The 19,077-nt window shown below is 64.8% G+C and carries 19 protein-coding genes and 1 pseudogene; 4 read left to right on the forward strand and 16 right to left on the reverse strand.

The genetic code is table 11. From position 1 onward, the window contains the following. Positions 1-78 precede the first annotated feature (78 nt). The 3 genes from ACTRWB_RS28010 to ACTRWB_RS28020 form a co-directional block, all read right to left on the reverse strand. The gene (locus ACTRWB_RS28010; RefSeq protein WP_446903751.1) at positions 79-1,008 is read right to left on the reverse strand and encodes a 3-keto-5-aminohexanoate cleavage protein; all 930 of its coding nucleotides are present in this window, start codon (positions 1,006-1,008) and stop codon (positions 79-81) included. A 79-nt stretch (positions 1,009-1,087) separates the two neighbouring features. Then, the gene (locus ACTRWB_RS28015) at positions 1,088-2,041 is read right to left on the reverse strand and encodes a choline ABC transporter substrate-binding protein (protein ID WP_129515606.1); all 954 of its coding nucleotides are present in this window, start codon (positions 2,039-2,041) and stop codon (positions 1,088-1,090) included. A gap of 289 nt (positions 2,042-2,330) precedes the next feature. Next, positions 2,331-3,260 (reverse strand): LysR substrate-binding domain-containing protein, encoded by a 930-nt coding sequence (locus ACTRWB_RS28020; RefSeq protein ID WP_446903752.1) that lies wholly within the window; start codon positions 3,258-3,260, stop codon positions 2,331-2,333. 176 nt (positions 3,261-3,436) lie between these two features. Here ACTRWB_RS28020 and ACTRWB_RS28025 point away from each other — a divergent pair, with 176 nt between their 5' ends. Both ACTRWB_RS28025 and ACTRWB_RS28030 read left to right on the forward strand, forming a co-directional pair. After that, a complete protein-coding gene (locus tag ACTRWB_RS28025; protein WP_446903753.1) occupies positions 3,437-4,039 on the forward strand; it encodes an NADPH-dependent F420 reductase in 603 nt (200 codons plus the stop codon). Positions 4,040-4,630: 591 nt separating this feature from the next. Continuing rightward, positions 4,631-7,006, forward strand: a complete 2,376-nt coding sequence (locus ACTRWB_RS28030) for a putative bifunctional diguanylate cyclase/phosphodiesterase (protein ID WP_446903754.1) — start codon at positions 4,631-4,633, stop codon at positions 7,004-7,006. 122 nt (positions 7,007-7,128) lie between these two features. Here ACTRWB_RS28030 and csgH read toward each other — a convergent pair whose 3' ends face one another. From csgH to ACTRWB_RS28095, 13 genes and pseudogenes are all read right to left on the reverse strand, one after another. Further along, positions 7,129-7,449, reverse strand: a complete 321-nt coding sequence (csgH, locus tag ACTRWB_RS28035; RefSeq protein WP_343493473.1) for a curli-like amyloid fiber formation chaperone CsgH — start codon at positions 7,447-7,449, stop codon at positions 7,129-7,131. A 116-nt stretch (positions 7,450-7,565) separates the two neighbouring features. Continuing rightward, on the reverse strand, positions 7,566-8,936 hold the full coding sequence (locus ACTRWB_RS28040) for a beta strand repeat-containing protein (protein WP_446903755.1): 1,371 nt from the start codon (positions 8,934-8,936) through the stop codon (positions 7,566-7,568). Positions 8,937-9,041: 105 nt separating this feature from the next. Further along, positions 9,042-9,584 (reverse strand): hypothetical protein, encoded by a 543-nt coding sequence (locus ACTRWB_RS28045; protein ID WP_446903756.1) that lies wholly within the window; start codon positions 9,582-9,584, stop codon positions 9,042-9,044. Positions 9,585-9,608: 24 nt separating this feature from the next. Beyond that, the gene (locus ACTRWB_RS28050) at positions 9,609-10,547 is read right to left on the reverse strand and encodes a CsgG/HfaB family protein (protein WP_226800320.1); all 939 of its coding nucleotides are present in this window, start codon (positions 10,545-10,547) and stop codon (positions 9,609-9,611) included. Between the two features lie 23 nt (positions 10,548-10,570). After that, on the reverse strand, positions 10,571-10,999 hold the full coding sequence (locus tag ACTRWB_RS28055; RefSeq protein WP_129515614.1) for a curli assembly protein CsgF: 429 nt from the start codon (positions 10,997-10,999) through the stop codon (positions 10,571-10,573). A gap of 37 nt (positions 11,000-11,036) precedes the next feature. Next, entirely contained in the window at positions 11,037-11,591 is a 555-nt protein-coding gene (locus ACTRWB_RS28060) for a CsgE family curli-type amyloid fiber assembly protein (RefSeq protein WP_446903757.1), read from the reverse strand. A 547-nt stretch (positions 11,592-12,138) separates the two neighbouring features. Continuing rightward, positions 12,139-12,336: pseudogene (locus tag ACTRWB_RS28065) on the reverse strand (aldehyde dehydrogenase family protein); the annotation flags it as partial. 56 nt (positions 12,337-12,392) lie between these two features. Then, the gene (locus ACTRWB_RS28070) at positions 12,393-12,908 is read right to left on the reverse strand and encodes a c-type cytochrome (RefSeq protein ID WP_446903758.1); all 516 of its coding nucleotides are present in this window, start codon (positions 12,906-12,908) and stop codon (positions 12,393-12,395) included. Between the two features lie 32 nt (positions 12,909-12,940). Continuing rightward, a complete protein-coding gene (locus tag ACTRWB_RS28075; RefSeq protein WP_446903759.1) occupies positions 12,941-13,441 on the reverse strand; it encodes a c-type cytochrome in 501 nt (166 codons plus the stop codon). Then, on the reverse strand, positions 13,438-13,965 hold the full coding sequence (locus ACTRWB_RS28080; protein WP_193099910.1) for a methylamine dehydrogenase light chain: 528 nt from the start codon (positions 13,963-13,965) through the stop codon (positions 13,438-13,440). Before ACTRWB_RS28080 ends, ACTRWB_RS28075 begins: the two co-directional genes overlap by 4 nt. A gap of 39 nt (positions 13,966-14,004) precedes the next feature. Then, positions 14,005-14,631, reverse strand: coding sequence for a methylamine dehydrogenase accessory protein MauD (mauD, locus tag ACTRWB_RS28085; protein WP_446903760.1), 627 nt, complete (start codon positions 14,629-14,631; stop codon positions 14,005-14,007). Then, positions 14,628-15,182 (reverse strand): MauE/DoxX family redox-associated membrane protein, encoded by a 555-nt coding sequence (locus tag ACTRWB_RS28090; protein WP_446903761.1) that lies wholly within the window; start codon positions 15,180-15,182, stop codon positions 14,628-14,630. Before ACTRWB_RS28090 ends, mauD begins: the two co-directional genes overlap by 4 nt. Before the next feature lie 7 nt (positions 15,183-15,189). Next, a complete protein-coding gene (locus ACTRWB_RS28095) occupies positions 15,190-16,347 on the reverse strand; it encodes an amine dehydrogenase large subunit (RefSeq protein ID WP_446903762.1) in 1,158 nt (385 codons plus the stop codon). A gap of 244 nt (positions 16,348-16,591) precedes the next feature. Between ACTRWB_RS28095 and ACTRWB_RS28100 the strand changes: the two genes are divergently transcribed. Together ACTRWB_RS28100 and ACTRWB_RS28105 are read left to right on the forward strand one after the other, a co-directional pair. Beyond that, positions 16,592-17,554, forward strand: a complete 963-nt coding sequence (locus ACTRWB_RS28100) for a helix-turn-helix domain-containing protein (RefSeq protein WP_446903763.1) — start codon at positions 16,592-16,594, stop codon at positions 17,552-17,554. A 125-nt stretch (positions 17,555-17,679) separates the two neighbouring features. Beyond that, positions 17,680-18,624, forward strand: a complete 945-nt coding sequence (locus tag ACTRWB_RS28105; RefSeq protein WP_446903764.1) for a GlxA family transcriptional regulator — start codon at positions 17,680-17,682, stop codon at positions 18,622-18,624. Positions 18,625-19,077: the final 453 nt, after the last annotated feature.

Genomic DNA, 19,077 nt, shown 5'->3' on the forward strand with positions numbered 1-19,077 from the left:
CGCATCCTTCAAATCAGGGGAAATCGGTGGGCGGCCGCACCCGTGCGCGCCGCCTGTCGTATCAGTCAGCGAAAAAACTCACGCGAACTCGGCGATCGCGCGGCGTTCGAGCGCCCGCTCGCCACGCGCCGGCAAGCCGAGCTTGCGGCGGCCTTCGGCCGGCGTCAGCACGCGGGCGCCGAGCCGTTCGATGATCTCGCGAGCGCGCTCGACCAGCGTGCCGTTGGTCGCATGCACGCCGCGATCGAGCCAGATGTTGTCTTCGAGGCCGACGCGCACGTGGCCGCCGAGCAGCATCGCTTGCGCGACCATCGGCATCTGCATGCGGCCGATCCCGAAGCCGGCCCAGTGCGCGCCCGGCGGCAGGTTGTCGACCATCGCCTTCATCGTGCCCGTATCGGCCGGCGCGCCCCACGGAATGCCGAGGCAGAGCTGGAACAGCGGCGGATCGTCGAGCAGCCCTTCCTTCAGCAACTGCTTCGCGAACCACAGATGGCCGGTATCGAAGATCTCCAGTTCCGGCTTCACGCCGAGTTCCTGGATGCGCTTCGCGCCGGCGCGCAATTGCGCGGGCGTCGACACGTAGATGTAGTCGCCGTCGCCGAAATTCAGCGTGCCGCAGTCGAGCGTGCAGATCTCCGGCAGCAGTTCCTCGACGTGCGCGAGGCGCGTGAGGCCGCCGACGAGATCGGTGCCCTTGCCGAAGCGCATCGGGTCTTCGCCCGGGCCGATCTCGAGATCGCCGCCCATGCCGGCCGTCAGGTTGATGATCACGTCGACGTCAGCCGAGCGGATGCGGTCGACCACTTCGCGGTACAGGTTCGAGTCGCGGCTGCCGCGCCCCGTCTGCGGATCGCGCACGTGGCAATGCGCGACGGTCGCGCCGGCCTTCGCGGCCTCGATCGCGGCGGCCGCGATCTCCTTCGGCGTGACCGGAATCGCCGGATGCTTGCCGACCGTATCGCCCGCGCCGGTGACGGCGCAGGTAATGATGACTTCGTGATTCATGCTGTTTGCCTCGCTTGATTCTGGTTGTTTCGCATTGCTTATGTTTCGTCAGTGCGCGCGTCGTGCGGCGCGCAAGCCGTTACAGGCCGAGATACGCCTTCACGGCCGGCAGGCCATCCTTGCCGTCGAACGTCTTCACGCCCGCGAGCCACGGATCGAGCACCTGCGGGTTCTTCTTCAGGTAGGCCTTCGCGGCGTCGGCCGGCTTCGTCTTGTTCATCACCGACTGCATCAGTTGGTTCTCGAGCTGCGTCGAGAAGCGCAGGTTCGTGACGAGCTTGCCGGCATTCGGGCAGCGTGCGATGAAGTCCGGCGCGGTGAGCGTGTACACGCGCGCTTCGCCGTAGTTCGGCCCGAACGACGCGTCGCCGCCGGACAGGTAGTTCATGCTGAGCTGGATGTTCATCGGGTGCGGCTCCCAGCCGAGAAACACGACCCACTTCTTCTCGCGGACCGCGCGCTCGACCGTCACCAGCATCCCGGCTTCGCTCGATTCGACGAGCTTGAAGCCCCCGAGCCCGTACTGGTTCGTGTCGATCATCTTCTGGATCGTCGCGTTCGCGCTGCTGCCCGGCTCGATCCCGTAGATCTTGCCGTCGAGTTCCGCGCGGTGTTTCGCGATGTCGTCGAAGGTCTTCAGGCCGGCCTGGTATTCGTAGCTCGGCACCGCGAGCGTCGCCTTCGCGCCCGACAGGTTCGGCGTGTCGACGACGTTGATCGACTTGCTGTCGAGGAACGGCTGGAGTTGTTTCTGCTGCACGGGCCACCAGTAACCGAGCGACACGTCGAGCTGCTTGCTCTTCAGGCCGGCGAACGAGATCGGCACCGACGCGATCGTCGTCGTCGGCTTGTAGCCGAGCGCCTCGAACACGGTCGACGCGAGCGCCGTGGTCGACGTGATGTCGGTCCAGCCGATATCCGCGAAACGCACGGTGCGGCAGGTCGCGGCTTCCGTTTCGGCAAGCGCCGCATTCGTGAACGCGCCTGTCGCCAGCACGGCCGCGACAAGCGCGGCGATCTTCGTCGACTTCATGGTTCCTCCCGGTTGGACTGGTGCGCGGCCGTTGCACGGGGTGTGCGCCGGCCTGCATCGTGGGAGTAAAAGTAACGAGCCATATTCGCCGCGAGAAGACCCGTGGCGACCTGTTCTTGACTATTTGCGACTATGCGTGGAAACCACTAGGGTTTGGGAGAGGCTTGGCGGGTGGGGGTTTGGGACGGGTTTTGGCGAATGCACGATTGTCCCGGTGCGTCGTGGATCTTTCAGACGGTCGGGACGCGGGTGTCGGGGGCGCGCTTCAATCGACCTGCCGACATTCGACTCATGCGGCGCCGCCTGCAAACCTTTCGGCCAACCGCTCCCGCTCGAACGCTTCGACAACGAAGTCGACGAACACACGTGTTTTCGCCGGCAGAAGCGCTCGCGTCGCGTAATAGATCGAGATCGCCCCGGCGTCCACGTACCAGTGCGGAAGCAAGCGCACGAGTTCCCCCCGTTCGATCGACGACAGCACGTCCGACACGGACAGAAGCGCAACGCCCAGCCCGAGAATGGCTGCTTCACGCATGGCCGCCGGGTCGTTGACGACGATGGTCTCGCCGAGCAGCGCAGGCATTTCGCCGCCCGCCGCGTCGCGCATCGTCCGTTGACGCACGCGGCCGGTGCGGCTCGAGCGCATCACGATGCCGCCGAGTTCCGCAAGATCGCCCGGATCGGTCGGTGGCGTGCGGCCGGCCATGTAGGCCGGGGACGCAACTGCCACGAGATGCGCAGGCGCCAATGGACGAGACACGACGCCCGGTGCGAGATCGAATCCCCCACCCAGCGCCGCATCGTATCCCTCCGCAATCAGGTCGACCGGTCGGTTCTCGAAGTACCAGTCCGGGCGAACCATCGGATAGCGAGCGAGGAACGCCGGCAGCAGCGGCCTGACGAACGTCAAGCCGAACGTCGGTGCCATGCTGACTTTCAGCACGCCGGCCGGCTCGCTGCGATCGGTCGACACGGACGCGATCGCGGCCTGGAGCGCGTCCAGATTGCCGCCAATTTCCACCAGAAAGCGCGCGCCCGCCTCGGTCAGCGTGAGCTTGCGCGTCGAGCGCTGGAACAACCTCACGCCGAGATTGCGTTCCAGCAGCGCAACGTTGCGGCTGACCGCGGCGGGCGTCAGCGCAAGACGCCGCGCGGCCGCGGAGAAGCTGCCCGTTTCGGCGCTGCGCACGAACGATTCGAGGTTGGCGAGTGTTTCCATGCGTCAATCTTAAAGCATTGATTGAAAATAATTCAAATGATTACTCGCTAATCATCGAGCAATAAAGGCGGCAACATTCGCTCAACCAGCCTTGGGGAGCGAACTTCACCGGTTGCTCTCCTCGCCGACACCGGCATCGGCTGCCACTTGAATCCCTCTTCACCAGGAGCATCGTCATGAGCACCATCGGTATCATCGGAGCAGGCGCCATCGGGTCCGCGTTCGCGAAAGCGCTGGCGCGCAAAGGCGTCGAAGCCATCATCGCGAACAGCCGAGGCCCGGAATCGCTCGCGGATCTCGCACGCGAACTCGGTCCCTCAATTACGCCGGGCACGCGCGAACAAGCGGCCGCGCAGGACATCGTCCTCGTCGCCGTGAACTGGGCGAAGCTGCCGTCCGCCCTCGCCGGGTTGCCGGACTTCGGCGGACGCATCGTGATCGACGCGAACAACCCGATCGAGGCGCCGACGTTCGAACCCGCCGAATTGCATGGCCGGACGTCGAGCGAAGTATTCGCGGACCTCGTGCCGGGCGCACGCGTCGTGAAGGCGTTCAATCATCTCCCGGCGCACTTCCTTTCCGACGATCCTCAGGCCGAGGGCGGACACCGCGTGTTGTTCCTCGCGGGAGACGACGCGCAGGCGAAATCGGCTGTGAGCGGACTGATCGCGCGGCTCGGCTTCTTCGGCATCGACCTGGGTTTGCTCGTAGACGGCGGGCAACTGGTGCAAATCCCGGGCGGCCCGTTGCCGGTGCTCGATCTCGTCAAATTCGGCTAACCCGTTGGCCGACGCAATTGACGGTCTCGAATGTCGGCTCGCGGCTGATCCGAGTGGGCGCAACCTGCCCCGCAACCGACCATGCCGCGTCCGACCCTCGATTCGCCGTCAAGCGCGAATGCGATTCCCGGCCAACCGGGTTTGTTAGTTCGATGCGCGCGACTATACTTCGATCGTCTGATGAAATTGGGCCAGTCTTCAGGGCGGAGCTTGATCGAAAAACATGAGCAGCCCGCCATACGGGGTACTTCGGCGAGTCGACATTGACGTATTGAACCCACATCGCTTCACGCATGGAGCGAACGGAATCGTCAAACTGTCCTAAGCAATCGATTATTCGCGGCCTGCCCCGTCACCATCGCGTCTTCGACCGACCTCGCACCGCCGGTTGGTTCGGTACGCGTGTGATGAGCAGGATCGATGCGCCCCTATACATGTTCGGTGCACTTTTTGTTGGCGAGGCACCCGAGATCGGTTCGTTGCAGCGGCAGCCGTCAGCGGGATTGCGGGGGAGAATCTGGCATGCGTTTTCAATCCAGGCTTCACCACGGGCAAGGGGGCGCGCGGTCCTCGCCTCACGCCGGGTTCGACATGAAATCACACTGGCTGCCCGCAGGTGTACGCGCCGGCAAACATAGCGCGACGACACCTGCCAGGGCGAGATCGTTGCCCTGGCCCCACCACTGGCACAGTGAAGAGCCTCGCGTCAGCGCGCAGAGCGATCCGGTCAATCGTCGCGTCCTCGTGATCGACGACAAGGCTGCGACTCACCAGAATTTCCGCAAGATTCTCGCTCGCCCGCTGGACAGTGAAACTGCGCTGGCCGCAACCGAGGCATCCTTTTTCGACGAGGCTCCATCCGATCGCGCGGCGTTTCAAATCGATTCCGCCTATCAGGGCCGGGAAGCGCTGGAGCGGGTCGTGCAAGCGCTGGCGGAGAACCAGCCCTATGCGATGGCCTTTGTCGACACGCACCTGCTGCACGGCTGGAACTGTGTTCAGACCATCGAGCGACTCTGGCAAGCGGACCCGACGTTGCAGGTTGCCCTGTGCAGCCTGCCTTCCGATCCCCCTTGGGGCACCCTGGCCCGGCATCTGGGCGCAGACGACCGGCTGCTCGTTCTCAAGAAGCCACTGAACAACATCGAGGTCCGTCAGGCGGCCAGTGTGCTGACCGCGAAATGGCAGATGACGAAAGAGGCGGTCGTCAAGCCGAGCGACCTGGAAGCGCTCGTCGAGGAAAGAATCCATGCGCTGGCTGAAGCCAACATCATCGTCCGGAACAGTCCGGTCGTCCTTTACCGTCTGCGCGGCGTGCCGTCGTTTCCGCTCATCTACATCTCGCATGACATCGCCACGTTCGGCCACGACCGCGCTGCATTGCTCGCGTCGCCCGTCTGGGCCAACGAACTTGTCGCCCCGGAAGACCAGGCGAAAGTCGATGCAGCACTGGCGCGAATACTGGAACAGGACGCCGAAGGCGTATCGATCGAGTTCCGCTTGCGCACGGGCGACGGCGCTTACCGTTGGGTCGAGAATCGCTATGTGCCGGTCCGCGACAACGACGGACGGCTGATCGAAGTCGAAGGGATCATCATCGACATCACCGGGCGCAAGGCAGCGGAGGAAAAGGTCGCACGGCTCGCCGGCACGGATGCGCTCACGGGATTGGCGAATCGGGCCCGCTTCGTCGCGCAGGTGCGCCAGGCTTGCGCCGCAGCCCAACATGGCGCGATGCCGTTTGCGATCCTCTTTGTCGCGCTCGACGACTTCACGCTGATCAACGACAGACTGGGTCACCCGGTCGGCGACCTGTTGCTTCGGGAAGTGGCTGAACGTCTCAGGCATGCCGCTCACGAACGCGACCTGGTTGCACGGTTGAGCGGCGATACGTTTGCCGTGCTGCAGGGCGAGATGATCGAGCCGGCCGACGCCGCGGCGCTGGCTGCGAAGCTTCAGGCGGCGCTGGCGGCGCCCTGTCTGCTCGATGGCAACGACGTGCGTATCTCGGCGAGTATCGGCATTCGTGCGTACGTCCCGGGCGACCGTGGTGCAGACGTCATGCTGATGCAGACCGATTTGGCGCTGCGCCGTGCGAAGCACAAGGGCGGCAACCGGCATCACTTTCATTCCGACGAACTCGACCAGGCGGCGCGCGATCGGGTTGCACTCGCCGACGAACTGAGCGGCGCGATCGATCGCGGCGAGTTCGAACTCCGTTACCAACCCGAGGTCGAGTTGTCCTCCGGAAACATTCTGGGGATGGAAGCGCTGGCGCGCTGGCATCATCCGACTCGGGGCCTCATTGCCCCCGGGGTGTTTATTCCGATCGCCGAGCGGGACGGCACCATGGCAGCGCTCGGGCGCTGGGTGCTGGATCAGGCGTGCCGACAAATGAGAGCATGGCGCGACGAGGGGGTGGCCCCGTTGATGATCGCGATCAACCTGACTCAGTTCGAGCTCACGGGTGCGCAAACGTTCGTGCGCGATGTCGCCGAAGCGACCGCGAAGTGGCGTCTCGCCCCGTCGGATCTGGAATTCGACGTGACCGAGGCGACGCTTGCCCGGCTGTCGTGGGCACGAAGCGACATCCTCCCTCAGCTGCATGAGCTCGGCGCAAAGATTGCCATTGATGATTTTGGCAGCAGTTACGCGTCATTCGAGTACGTGAAGGCTTATCGCGTGAATCATCTCAAGATCGCGCGATCCCTCATCCACCGGTCTACCCGCGACCCGGAGAGTGCGGCGACGATACGTGCCATCGTCACCCTGGCGCACAGTCTCGGGATCGGGGTCATTGCCCAAGGCGTGGAGACCGAGCAACAGCGTGCGCTGCTGGCGGCGACGAACCGGGCTACGAGCGCGCAAGGTTTCCGTTTCAGCGAAGCGGTGGGGGCCGATCGAGCCAGCGAGCTTCTGCGCCAAGGCCACATCGCCCCCTCCGCGACGCCTGGTTCGGAAGGGTAGGCGTTCGATTGTCGCGGCTGCACGTTCCGCCGTTGAGGTCACGGCGGATCGAATCCGCAGTCGCGAACCGCCACTTCCGACGACGCACGGCCGAGATCGATGCGCGCATGACGTGCGATCGGTCAGTCCGATGCGCGATGCGGATTGCAGTTCGCCGCGTATTCCGCCTGTTCGCCGTTCACGCGCACGACCAGCGTCGCGTGGCAGGTGTCGCCCGGACCGACGCTCAGTTGCAGCGTTCCGAGCGGCTTGTCCTCACCGTCGGCGAGCTGCGATTGGCCGGAACGCGTCAGCGTGACCGAACCCGCGCCGCCGGCTTTCGTCACGTGCAGGCTATAGGACAGATCGAGCGACGCGGCCGCGCGCACATGCGGCACGATGTTCACGCCGCCGGCGCTGGCGGCAATGTCGAAATAGGCATTCAGAGCGTGAATTCCAACCATGATCGTTTCCTGTCGGACGAGACGGAACCGGCGCGAAACGCGATGCGCCGCTCGCGGATGAAACAAAAAAAAGCCGAACGGGCGACCGTCCGGCTTTCCGATCACAACGGCGATGCTCAGTGCTGCTTGACCGTTGCGGAGTTGCCGAAGCCGACCTGGCTGATGTTCGCGTAGTTGGCGTTGCCCTGCTGCTGCAGCGCGACGTTGTTGTTGTAGCCGATCTGCGTCACGTAGCCCTGGTTGCCCGTGCCGGACAGTTGCGCCGCGGTGATGACGTTGGAACCGCCCGACTGCGAGAGCGTCAGCGTATCGTCCGCGCCGAACTGCGTCGCGTTGGCCAGGTTGCCGACATCCCCCGACTGGTGCGCCGACACCGTCGAGTTCGACGCCGTCTGGGTCACGTTCGCCTGGTTGCTCGCCGAATCCTGCTCGATCGAAGCCTTCGAGTTCGACGAACCGCTCTGCCAGATCGTGGCGAGGTTGTTCGCGGCGGTTTGCGTGATGGTCGCGGTATTGCCATGGCCGAACTGTTGCGTGATCGTCGCCGTGTTCGACGCGGCCGACTGGTTGATCGTCGCGGTATCGGCGTAATCCAGCGCCTGGTTCACCGTTGCCTTGTTGTTGTCGGCGGTTTGCGTGATCGACGTCGTATCGTTGTTCGACAGGAACTGATTCACCGTCGCGTTGTTGCCGGCCACGCCACCCGACTGCGAGATCGTCGTCACGTTGCCGCCGCCAAACGACGACGTCACATTGGCCGTCTCGACGCCGTTCTGGTGCGTCGTCACGCTGTCGCCGTATTCCGCGAACTGCGTCACGCTCGCATGGGTCGAGCCACCCGTTTGCGTGATCGACGTCGTATTGCCGCCGCCCCAGTTCGTCTGGACGGATGCCGTGCCGCCCACGCCCGTCTGCGTAATGCCGACGTTGTTCGAGTAAGTATCGGCCTGCGTCACGGTCGCGTTGTTCAGCGCCGCGTACCGGCTCGGCGAACCCTGGTTGATCGTCACAGTGTTCCAGCCGCCACCCTGCTGCGAGATCGACGCGCTATTCGCCCAGTCGTACTGGTTGATGATGTTGGTATCGTATCGCGCGCCGCCCGTGAAGGCCGACACCGTCTCCAGCACCTTCGCCGAGAAGTTGCCGCCACCGACCTGCGTGATGGTGTTCCTTTCGTTCGACGTGCCCGTCTGATCCACCGTTGCGCTCGACGCCGGTTGCGCCCAGTTGGACCACTGCGAAATCACCGTCGTATCGCCCGACCCGCCCTGGGTCGTCACCTTGGCGCTGAACGGATACAGCGACGTCGAGGCCGCCGATTGCGTGATCGACACGTTGTCGCCGGTCGTCGCCGTCTGATCGACGCTCGCCGAATTGAAGCTGCCGAACTGGTTCACGTTCACCGTATTGCCCGACGAATCGGCATGGGCCGCGGCCGATGCGAGCGCGAGCACTGCCATTGCGATTGCAGACTTGGTCACCATCATTTTTTGCTCCTGATTCGAAAGAAAATTTGCCGGGAAAGACTGGCCTTTCCCGGCGCCCCCGCCAGTTGAGGTTGCCCCCACCTTGTAAAACGCTTCACACCTGCATCAATGCGTGAGCACCGTGGCGCGCGCCCCGTTGCCCGACTGAATCACCTGGATCCCGATGTTCGATCCGCCCTGCACCAGGTTCACCGCGTTGTTGCTGCCGTTCTGCGTGACGCGCGCCGACAGCGACGTGCCGTTCTGCGTCGCGTCGACCGAATTGCCCGCGCCGTTCTGTTGCACCCGCAACGTGTTGCCGCTACCGCGTTGCGCGGCATTCAGCGTGTTGCCGCTGCCGGACTGCGACGCGCCCACCCAGTTCTGTGCGCCGACCTGCCGGGACGTGATCGTGTTGCCGTCGCCGGTCTGCCAGACCGCTGCCCCGTTCCGGCCGGCCTGGTCAAGCGATGCGGCATTGCCGCTGCCGACTTGCTGGAGCGTCAGGATGTTGCCGCTGTAGTCGAACGCGGGCTCCGGCGGCCCCAGGTCGCTGAGCGGCACCGGCGCACCGGCCGCGGCGTGGGCCGCCGCCACGAGCGAGACGGCCGCCAGCGTCCGCCACGCGAAACCCGCGCGTGCGCGTCGATCGAGCTGTCGATTCATCATGTTTTCTCCGAGACCTGATGCCGGTTAATGACTGGATGCGCCCTGACGATCGACCTTCTGCGGGTCATACGCCGTATTGACGTCCTCCATGTCCTGCGCGTACTGCCGGTCCTCCTGCAGGTACCGCTGCATCGTCGGGTCGTACCAGTCCTGGTCGTTCTTCAGCGCCCACGTCTGGTTCTCGACGCCCTGAACGATCAGGTGGGTCAGCGCCGACTCGATCGCTTCGTTCACGCAGATCTGCGCGGGTTCGTTGCGGGTCATCCCGACTTCGGCCTGCAGCAGGTCCTTGAAACCGACGAAGCGATAGACGCCCGTATCGACCTGATACGAATAGACCGTCTTGGTCGTCGATACGCTGTTGAGCACCTGGCCGGTGCGGATATCGATCGCGCGCAGGTTGACCGTGACCTGATCGATCCGATACTGGGCGGATCCGCTGATCCCGAGATAGGCGACACCTGCCCCGCCGGTGCGCACGTTCGTGTCGTAGCCGACGATCCCGCCTTCGAGCACGATGTTCGCGGGCATGAGCGGCGCCATGCCGTCGTTCTGTGCCTTCTTCGCGTCCGCACCGTCGATCGCGCGCATGATCTTGCGTTCGGTCAGGAGATCCTGGAGGTTCTCGCGCTCGACCGGCGTGAACCAGCCGGAGTCGCGCATCGCCTTGACCAGGAACGACGCGCCGCCCTGCGTGACCTGCGACGAGAACGAGCTGTCGGGCGATGCCTTGTACTGGCCCGTCAGGTCGCGAAAGCCGTACACGGCGGCAACGATCCTGCCCTTCGGCGGCGGCAGGTGGGTCAGGTCGCGCGTGGTGCGTGTCGGCGGCGTCAGCGTCGCGTTGCTCGCGGCCGGCATCGGACGCGTGACGCATCCGACCATCGACAGCACCAGCGTCGCCCCCAATGCGGCGCGCGTCATCCCCGTCGCGCCGCGCGCGATGTCGATCATTTTTTTCATGGTCTGCTCGGTTGCTTTTCGATTTATTGGCCGTTGCTTACGATGAACGTCGAGGTCGCCCCGGTCGTCTTGTCCGTCGTCGTCACCTGAAGGTTGCCGTTGCCGGCCTGGCTGACGACGATCGTGAAGTTGCCGGTGCTGATGGTCCCCGGCTTGAGCTCGCCGTTGGTCCCGACGATCGAGTTCGTCACCGAGCCGGCGACGCGCGACAGGATCGCCTGCTGCAATTGCGCGTTGAACTGATCCAGCGACGACTGCGACGTCGACGGAGACGACGACAGCGACGGATCGGTGTGCTTGTTCTGCGCGTTGGCCTCGTTCAGCAGGTTCGGGCCATTGGCAGGATTGCCGCCGAAGTTCGGATTGTTCGGCGTATAGACGAGCGCTGAAGCCGACGCGAACGTCGACGCCGACATCATCGCCATCAGTACAACTAATTTCATGGTTTTCATATCAGTCCTCTCCTCGTTCCTTCACAACATTTTTTGGTTAAATCTCGTCCTTCGCGAGGTCGACGTCGGGGAACAGCAGATTCGACAGGTCGTCCTGAATGACGGTTTGAAAGGCCAGATTGGCGGCGCTCTCCGCCACCCCGCGGACATTGGAGCGCGCGATCGGCAGGAAGGTCTGAAACACGCGCTTTTGCTGATACTCGACCCAGATCAGGCTGCCGTACCGCCCCGACGGGCGTTCGTGAATGGCAACCACGTAGCGCTCGCTCAACGGAATCTCCGTCCATGCGCGCGAGAAGTAAGTAAAGAAGTCGCGGCCGGCGAGCGTCACGGCGTCGGTGGTGACCGTGCCTCCGAGTCGATCATCAGGAAGCGGCTTGCGGGGTGCGGGTGTAATGGCGCGCGATGTCGCGCCGGTGGCCGGCTTCGCCGCGACCACGCCCGGATTCGCGGCCGGCGGCGGCGGTTCCATGACGCGTTCGGCGTTCAGCAGCGTCGAAGGCGGAGCGATGGGGTGTCCGACGGGCGCTGCCGACGGCGACAGGTCGATCGTGTCCTGGGCGCCGGCCGTCGCGCAGAGCGACAGGCACAACAGCGCCCCTCCCGCAGTTCGCAGGCGTGAACTCGAAATCATTTTCCCCAACCCCCGGTTGACTTGTACTAACTATGACGCCGGTCTGTCTTTCGTTTTCACCGGACTGCGTCTAGCGTGATGCGGCACATGGGTCGTTGAAGGAGCAAGAGGCATGCCTGACGAGAATTTATTTACCGCGCGTTATTTTCTCGAAAGGCGATTATTCCGTATTACATATTTTCTTCACGTAAAACGTTTGCGATCCTGAATCCATTAAAAAGCACTCTTGTTTACCCGCCCCTTCCGGATCGTAATGTCATACGAATGTCCGCATTTTCCTGAACCCGATTATGCCGGGCCGCGAAACGTAACGTCCCACTACGAACACATCCGTAACGACACGCCGTAACGTCCTGTCACGGGATGATAATTGTCCGATGAAAGCCGATTTTTGTATGACGTGAGCCCGAACGGACAGTCGATTATCGTTTACCGATATGGGAAATGCGATGCAGGTCAAGCGACTTCGGTGTGCGCGGCAGCGGCGCGATTATTGTTTTTCTAATTAATACGCCATCGTTTTAAATCGCCGTGAAATCAGGTGCGTTTCGCTTTCGGTGTACTCGTAGATCACCGCGCGCCCGAGTTCACGCCCGAAGCCCGACCGCTTCATCAAGCCGAACGGCATCGCGTCGTCGAGCAGCGAATGGCAATTGACCCACGCCGTGCCGGCCGCGATACGTGGAATGAGTTGATGAATCGCGAACGGCAAGGTGCCGTTCGTCTCCATGTCCGCTCTTGATTCCTCGAATGGGTCGGTCAGTAGCGCTCCGTGACGCCGTCGATCCCGCGCGCCTGCAACGCGCGGACGAGGCCGGCGCGCACGGTCGCGACGTCGGAAAAAGCGGGACGGCGGTGCGCGGCGACTTCGGCGGCCGTATAGGGCTTGAAGTCGCGCGGCAACGCATCGCGGTTCATGGTCGTGAGCACCCAGTTGAGTACGTCCGCCAGATCCTGATCCGACAGCGCCGAGTTCGACGCGCCGGGCACGCGCATCACGTACTCGCGCCCCGCCGGCAGATGCGTGAAATAGCCGAGCGAATTTGCGAGCGGCGGCACCTTGCCCGGAATGCCGCCGCCCGTCGCCGTGTGGCAGCCCATGCAGTTGAGCACCCAGTGCTGCCGCGCAAGCGCCGCGTCTGTCACCCCGTCGGCATGCGCCGGCGTGGCGGCCATGCATGCTGCTGCGACGGCAAGCAGCAGCATCGACGACAGGCGACGCGACAGGCCGCCGATCCGCGCGGCCGCCTTCGACGTGCGCCGTGCGCCCCGCATCGGATCGCCAACGCGCGATGCACGGGCGCCGTTCACAGGCCCAGCCCCTTGATCACCACGTCGCGTTGCGCATGAACGGCTGTGCCGTCCATCTCCTTCGCACGCGCCGCTCGGATCTCGGCGGCCGTGAACGGCTTCGCGTCGCCGTGCTGCGGGTTGAGGTCGAACACGACGTAGTTGAGCACGTGCGCGATGTCGTCGTCGCTCGCGCTCGCAAACGACGGCATCTTGAAGTTGTAGCTCTTGTCGCGCACCTTGATCTCGCCGAACATCCCGTGCAGCAGTGTCGCGACCAGTTGCGCGCGTCCGGCGTCGGCCGCCGCGTATTTGCCCGGGTATTCAGTGAGCGGCGGCGCGAGGCCGTCCTGCCCCTTGCCGCCCGCCTGATGGCACACCGCGCACTGCGCGTCGAACAGGCTCTTGCCGGCCGGGTAATGCACGGCCTGCTGCGCGCCGGCGATGCCCGGCAACGCGATGGCCGCGACGGTCGCCACGCACGCGACCACGCCCTTTCCTGCTTGCTTCACTTTCATTGCTTCGCCGCTCCCAGCAGAACCGAAACCGAACAGTGGTAATTCGAATTACCGTTCGCCATGCACCAGTTGATGTCGTTGTTCAACGACAGCTTGTACAGCGGTTTCTCGCGCTCGTTGCGATTGCAGAAGCACTTGCCGCACGACGTCTTGCCGCAGCAATCGTTGTACGACACGATGTAATCCGACCCGTCGTGCGGATTGCGGCAGGTGCCGATCCACGTGATCGGCGAAGGCGTCGTGCCCGGCGGGCAACTGCTCGACGTGCCGCCGCAGCAGCTGCAGAGCCAGCCGTCGATTGCGCAGTATTTCCAGTAGTCGCAGCTCATCGGGTCGTCGCTTGCACCCGCTGCGGCCGCGCCCGACGCCGCATCGGCCGCATACGCGGTGCGATCGACGGGCAGCAGCGGCAGCATCGCCGATCCCACCAGCACCTTGCCGAGCTTCGCCATCGCGCTGCGCCGCGAACTGTGCTGCGCGACGCCGCGCGCCGACCGCTCGAACCATGAATCAAACAGGCCCATGTCGTTGTTCTCCCATGACGTTGAAAGGGGTTCGGCCGGTCAGGCGTGCTGCGCGTGGGCGTCGTGGCGGTGGTCGCCGTGCACGAACTGCTGCAGCGACGCGACGCCGCGCTCCTTCGCCTCGAACAGGCTCTCGAGATGCTCGCGCGTGTTGACGAGCCCCTTCGCGCGCACCGTGCCGGTTTCGTCGAGCAGCACGGCGTACGGCAGCTTGCCGATCTGGTAGGCGAGGCCAAGCTCCTGCGACAGCACGTACGGGAAGCGACCGAGGTCGTGCTTCCGCGCGAAGCGTGTGTGCTCGTCGAGATCGCCGTCGCTCGCGAGCACGATGTTCACCGGCGTCGATTCGCTCGCCTGCAGCGACGGCAACAGCGGCAGCAGCTTCTTGCAGACGGGGCACGTCGGCGACAGGAAGAACAGCAGCGTCGCCTTGCCCGATGCGTCGATGCCGCCGACCTTCACCTGCGCGCCGCGAATGTCGGTCAGCTCGAACGTCGGCGCGATCGTGCCGACTGCCGGCCCCTTGTCGATCATCAGCGCGCCGGCCGGCATGATGCGTTCGTACAGGATGCCGATCTGGCGCACGAGCGCGAGACAGATCGCGCCGAGCGCGAGGACGGCGACCCACAGCAAAGCGGTGGAAACGGTGAGAGCGGTTTGCATCATGAATTCCTCAGGTGGGAAAGGCGCGGTACGTTGGCGAGCAGCACGTCGACAGTGAGCAGCGCGCAGACGATCAGCAGCACGGAGAAGAACAGCGTCAGGTAGTCGAACCACACGACCGCGCGGGTGCCCGGCTCGACGAGCGCGGTCGCGGCCAGCGCGACGAGCAGCAGCACGCGGCCGACATGCAGCCAGCCGATGCCGCGCGGTACATCCGTGCGCGCAGCCGTGAAGCCGGAACAGCCGCAGTCGATGTCGGTGTGGCCGCGCAGCAGGTTGATCGCGATGCCGGTGGCGAACGCCAGGAGCAACGCGATCAGGCCGAGCGCGCCGGCCGTGCGCGTATCGGGAAACAGCAGCGCCGCGGCGCCGACAGTTTCCGCGAGCGGAATCGCGAACGCGACGGGCGCGGTCAGCGCATCGGGCAGCAGCCGGTAGCCGGCGAGCGCCTGGCGAAACGCCGCGGGCCGGCGCATCTTCGCGAAGGCGCCGAGCAGCACGACGACGGCCGCGCCGGCCTGCGCGCTGGTGGCAAGTACGGGATCGAGGGTCATCGCGGCCTCACGGGTTGACGAGCAGCGACGACGTATTGCCGATCTGCTTCTCGACGTTCTGCAGCCGGCCGGTGCGCGCATCCATCACGACGAGGTCGGACGTCGCCGTCAGCCCGTAGAACAGCGGCTTGTCGTCCTCGCTGACCTGGATCGACACGAGCGGATCGACCTTCTGCTGCGCGAGATCCCAGCGCGCGACACGCTGCTTCGACTTCAGGTCATACACCCACACCTGCGTGCCGGGATCCTTGTGCGAGCCGTCGACGCCCTTGTGCATCAGCACGTAGTAGCGATTTTGCTTCGCCTGCACGGCCGTCTGCTGCATGCCGCCCGGACGCCAGCCTTCGGCGCGCTCGGCGTCCGTCAGCAGCGGCCACGGCTTGCCGAACGCCGGCTTGTCGCCGCTGAAATCCGCGCTGCGCACGTTGCCGCCGTACGTCGTGAACAGATAGTCGCCGTGATACCGCGATGCGTTCACGAACGCCGGATCCTTGTCGACGTCGATGAACGCATCCGACATCACGCGCTTCGTTTCCTTGCCGTTTGCGTCGAGCGTGACGGTCAGCGCCTTGCCGCTTTCGCACAGCGCGGTGAAGCGGTCATTGCCGGACGGATACGCGAGCACGCAGGCGGCCGTGTCGATCTCGGACAGCACCTTCTTCGAGACCGCATCGATCACCGTCACCGATGCGGCCGGCGTGATGTTCGCGACGTACAGCCGCTTGCCGTCGGTACTGAACGCGGTGTTGTACGGCGACGGCACATGCTGCCCGTGCTTCGGCGGGATCACGATCTCGCCCGCGTGATCGAGCGTCGTGTTGTCCGTCATCTCGACGACGTCGGTGCGCATGCCGTGCGAGCCGCGTGAGAAATAGGTCGTTGCGACGAAGCTCGTCTTGTGGTCGGGTGAAATCGCGAAGCCCGGGCCGAAGCCGCCGTCGATCTGGCCGAGCAGCTTCTTCGCATCGGCGTCGTACACGTAGATGCGCCCGTCGGTCATCGACGGCATCGAGATGTCGACGATATAGACCTCGTGCGGATGCCACGGCGGCATCTTCTGCACGACCAGCTCCTCCGGCTTTTCCGTCGCTTGCGCATTGCCGATCCATGCCGCCGCGAACGCCAGCGTCGCCGCGAGCGCCGCGGTTCGTCGCCTTGTCCTCATGTCGCCTCCAGTTGGGGATTCACGTGATGTGGGGCGACTGTAGTTCGACAATAAATGCCGTCAGCACCCGGACCGGCAACGCGTGCGTGCCGATTCGGGATATTGGAAATGCACGTGAAAGGCGCGTGCGCGCGCGGCTTCCGACCCTCTGACCCATGCGCGCCGAATCGCACTCCTCCTTATTGCGCCGACCGCGCGGTCGGTTTAATCTTGCGCGGTCCTGCTCGACATCCCCGGAGGCGCTGTGTTCGTGTTCCACGAGAAGTTCGACGACGCGGACCGGCATGCCGAGGCGCTGCGCGGCTGGAACCAGCGCTACGACCAGATCGGTTCGGGCGCGTACCGCAGCGCGGTCAAGCACGCCGTGCTCGACGGCATGCAACTGTTTCAGGAAGCCGCGAACGTTCGCATCATCCAGCGCGGCCGGCTCCCACCCGGCCATACGGTATTCGGCATGCCGCTCACCGGCTCGGGCGCGTTCGCATTCGGTGGCGCGCGCATCGAACGCGGCACGATGGTGATGGCGCGCGGCGGCGCGCCGTTCGAACTGCATTCGCCCGACGACATGTCGCTGATCGGTGTTGTCGTCGATGCCGAACTGACGCAGCAGATCGAGGATGCGGCCGATGTGCGGCTCGACGAAGCCACGCTGCGCCGCGGCGTCGTCGACATGCCGACCGCCGTGCTGATGCGCGCGAGCCTGCAGGTCGCGACGCAGCTCGAACGCGTGCTCGCTGCGCCCGACGCGTTCGTCGACGCACGCGCGCAATGCGAACTGCGCGGCGACATCGGCAACGTGCTCGTCGATCTCCTCACGTACCGGATGCCCGAACCGCCGAACCGGCTCACGCACGCGTGCCGCGCCGACATCGTGCGCCGCGTGCACGACCACGTGATCGAACACCCCGAGGCGCCGGTCGACATCCTGAGCCTGTGCGCGCAGCTGCGCGTGAGCCGACGCACGATGCAGAACAGCTTCCAGTCGGTCGTGCAGACCAGCCCGCTGAGCTACGTGCGCTCGCTGCGCCTGTCGCAGGTGCGGCGCATGCTGCTCGACACGCGGCAGGCCGACCTGCCGATCAGCGACGTGGCCGCGCGCTGGGGCTTCATCCATCTCGGGCATTTCGCGAACGCATACAAGGCCCAGTTCGGCGAGCTGCCGTCGACCACCGCGCGCCGGTCCGTGCGCGCTGCAAAAACACGCTGAACCCCGCAAAACCCGCGATAATCTCCCGCTGACCGTTCGGCGACTGCGAACCGGCCGCGGCGTGTGCCGGGCCGATCGCCGCCCCCGCACTGCGTGACGACCACCGGATTCCATCCCCTGCCCCGATGCCCGAGGATTTCCACTTCCTGTTGCTGCCCGGCTTCTCCGCGCTCGGCTTCATGTCCGCGGTCGAACCGCTGCGCGTCGCGAACCGTTTCCGCACCGAGCTGTATCGCTGGCACGTGATCAGCGCCGACGGCGCGCCCGTCGCCGCGAGCAACGGCATTCCGGTCGCCGCCGAAGCCGCGTGCGCGGACGTCGCGCAGGTCGATACCGTGTTCGTCGTCGCGGGTTTCGATCCGCTCGTGTGCTACACGCGCACGCTCGGCGACTGGCTGCGCCGCCAGCACCGGCGCGGCGCGACGCTCGGCGGGATCGACACGGGCAGCTTCGTGCTCGCGGAAGCCGGGCTGTTCGACGCATCGCAGCCGCTCACGCTGCATTGGGAAGCGCTTGCCGCGTTCCGTGAGCGCTATCCCGGTCTGAACGCGACGCAGGAGCTGTTCGAGATCGACGAACGGCGCATCACGTGTGCAGGCGGCACCGCATCGATCGACATGATGCTCGACCTGATCGGGCGCCGGCACGGCGCCGATCTCGCGGCGGCGATCTCCGAGCAGTTCGTCGTCAGCCGCATCCGGCAGCGCTCGGACAGCCAGCGGCTCGAGATTGCCGCGCGCTACGGCGTGCACAACCGCAAGCTGATCCAGGTGATCGGCACGATGCAGCGACACATGGAAAATCCGCTCGGCTCCGATGCACTCGCGCAGGACGTATCGATCACGCGGCGCCAGCTCGAACGGCTGTTCAGCGCGACGCTGAACGACACGCCGACGCGCTTCTACCTGAACCTGCGCCTCGATCGTGCCCGCGAGCTGCTGCAGCAGACCGACATGAGCATCACGTCGGTGTGCGTCGCGTGCGGGTTCGAATCGCCGTCGCATTTCTCGCGCACGTATCGCGCGCGCTTCGGTATGAGCCCGCGCAGCGACCGACGCGCCACGCGCTGATCGTCGCGGGTTTTAATCACAATCCGGCGCGGTATTACGCGTTCCGGCAGCGTTTCCCGACGCTCGCTGAACAATGCCGGCGATTGATCGACGGACCGAAGCGATCATCGAAAATAATTTGCAATGTCGCTGAAAATATTCTGTAACATATCCTGAAATTAGATAGGCAGCCTAACGAGACGCGCTCGGGTTCGATGCACATCGAGCCGCGCGGGCTGCCCACCGATATCGATTCCGATCCGAGGGGTATGACATGACGATGCTCGATTCGCCGTCGCCGCACCTGCCTGCCGTTCGCTTCTCCGTCACGTTTCCCGCCTGTTTCTTTTCGACCTGACATTTAGGTTTCCTAAGTCAGTCGACACCCCAACACCGCTTCGTCGCGCCGGTTCCATCGAACCGGCGCGCGGGCCGTGTCGTGCCTGCGCGCCACGAGCGCGCGGGCGTGTCCAA

The sequence above is a fragment of the Burkholderia sp. YIM B11467 genome, assembly GCF_052952715.1.

Bases quoted from the DNA above. Each gene is read 5' to 3' on its own strand.
- ACTRWB_RS28010 (WP_446903751.1), bottom strand. From the start codon at position 1,008: ATGAATCACGAAGTCATCATTACCTGCGCCGTCACCGGCGCGGGCGAT.
- ACTRWB_RS28015 (WP_129515606.1), bottom strand. From the start codon at position 2,041: ATGAAGTCGACGAAGATCGCCGCGCTTGTCGCGGCCGTGCTGGCGACA.
- ACTRWB_RS28020 (WP_446903752.1), bottom strand. From the start codon at position 3,260: ATGGAAACACTCGCCAACCTCGAATCGTTCGTGCGCAGCGCCGAAACG.
- ACTRWB_RS28025 (WP_446903753.1), top strand. From the start codon at position 3,437: ATGAGCACCATCGGTATCATCGGAGCAGGCGCCATCGGGTCCGCGTTC.
- ACTRWB_RS28030 (WP_446903754.1), top strand. From the start codon at position 4,631: ATGAAATCACACTGGCTGCCCGCAGGTGTACGCGCCGGCAAACATAGC.
- csgH (WP_343493473.1), bottom strand. From the start codon at position 7,449: ATGGTTGGAATTCACGCTCTGAATGCCTATTTCGACATTGCCGCCAGC.
- ACTRWB_RS28040 (WP_446903755.1), bottom strand. From the start codon at position 8,936: ATGATGGTGACCAAGTCTGCAATCGCAATGGCAGTGCTCGCGCTCGCA.
- ACTRWB_RS28045 (WP_446903756.1), bottom strand. From the start codon at position 9,584: ATGATGAATCGACAGCTCGATCGACGCGCACGCGCGGGTTTCGCGTGG.
- ACTRWB_RS28050 (WP_226800320.1), bottom strand. From the start codon at position 10,547: ATGAAAAAAATGATCGACATCGCGCGCGGCGCGACGGGGATGACGCGC.
- ACTRWB_RS28055 (WP_129515614.1), bottom strand. From the start codon at position 10,999: ATGAAAACCATGAAATTAGTTGTACTGATGGCGATGATGTCGGCGTCG.
- ACTRWB_RS28070 (WP_446903758.1), bottom strand. From the start codon at position 12,908: ATGCGGGGCGCACGGCGCACGTCGAAGGCGGCCGCGCGGATCGGCGGC.
- ACTRWB_RS28075 (WP_446903759.1), bottom strand. From the start codon at position 13,441: ATGAAAGTGAAGCAAGCAGGAAAGGGCGTGGTCGCGTGCGTGGCGACC.
- ACTRWB_RS28080 (WP_193099910.1), bottom strand. From the start codon at position 13,965: ATGGGCCTGTTTGATTCATGGTTCGAGCGGTCGGCGCGCGGCGTCGCG.
- mauD (WP_446903760.1), bottom strand. From the start codon at position 14,631: ATGATGCAAACCGCTCTCACCGTTTCCACCGCTTTGCTGTGGGTCGCC.
- ACTRWB_RS28090 (WP_446903761.1), bottom strand. From the start codon at position 15,182: ATGACCCTCGATCCCGTACTTGCCACCAGCGCGCAGGCCGGCGCGGCC.
- ACTRWB_RS28095 (WP_446903762.1), bottom strand. From the start codon at position 16,347: ATGAGGACAAGGCGACGAACCGCGGCGCTCGCGGCGACGCTGGCGTTC.
- ACTRWB_RS28105 (WP_446903764.1), top strand. From the start codon at position 17,680: ATGCCCGAGGATTTCCACTTCCTGTTGCTGCCCGGCTTCTCCGCGCTC.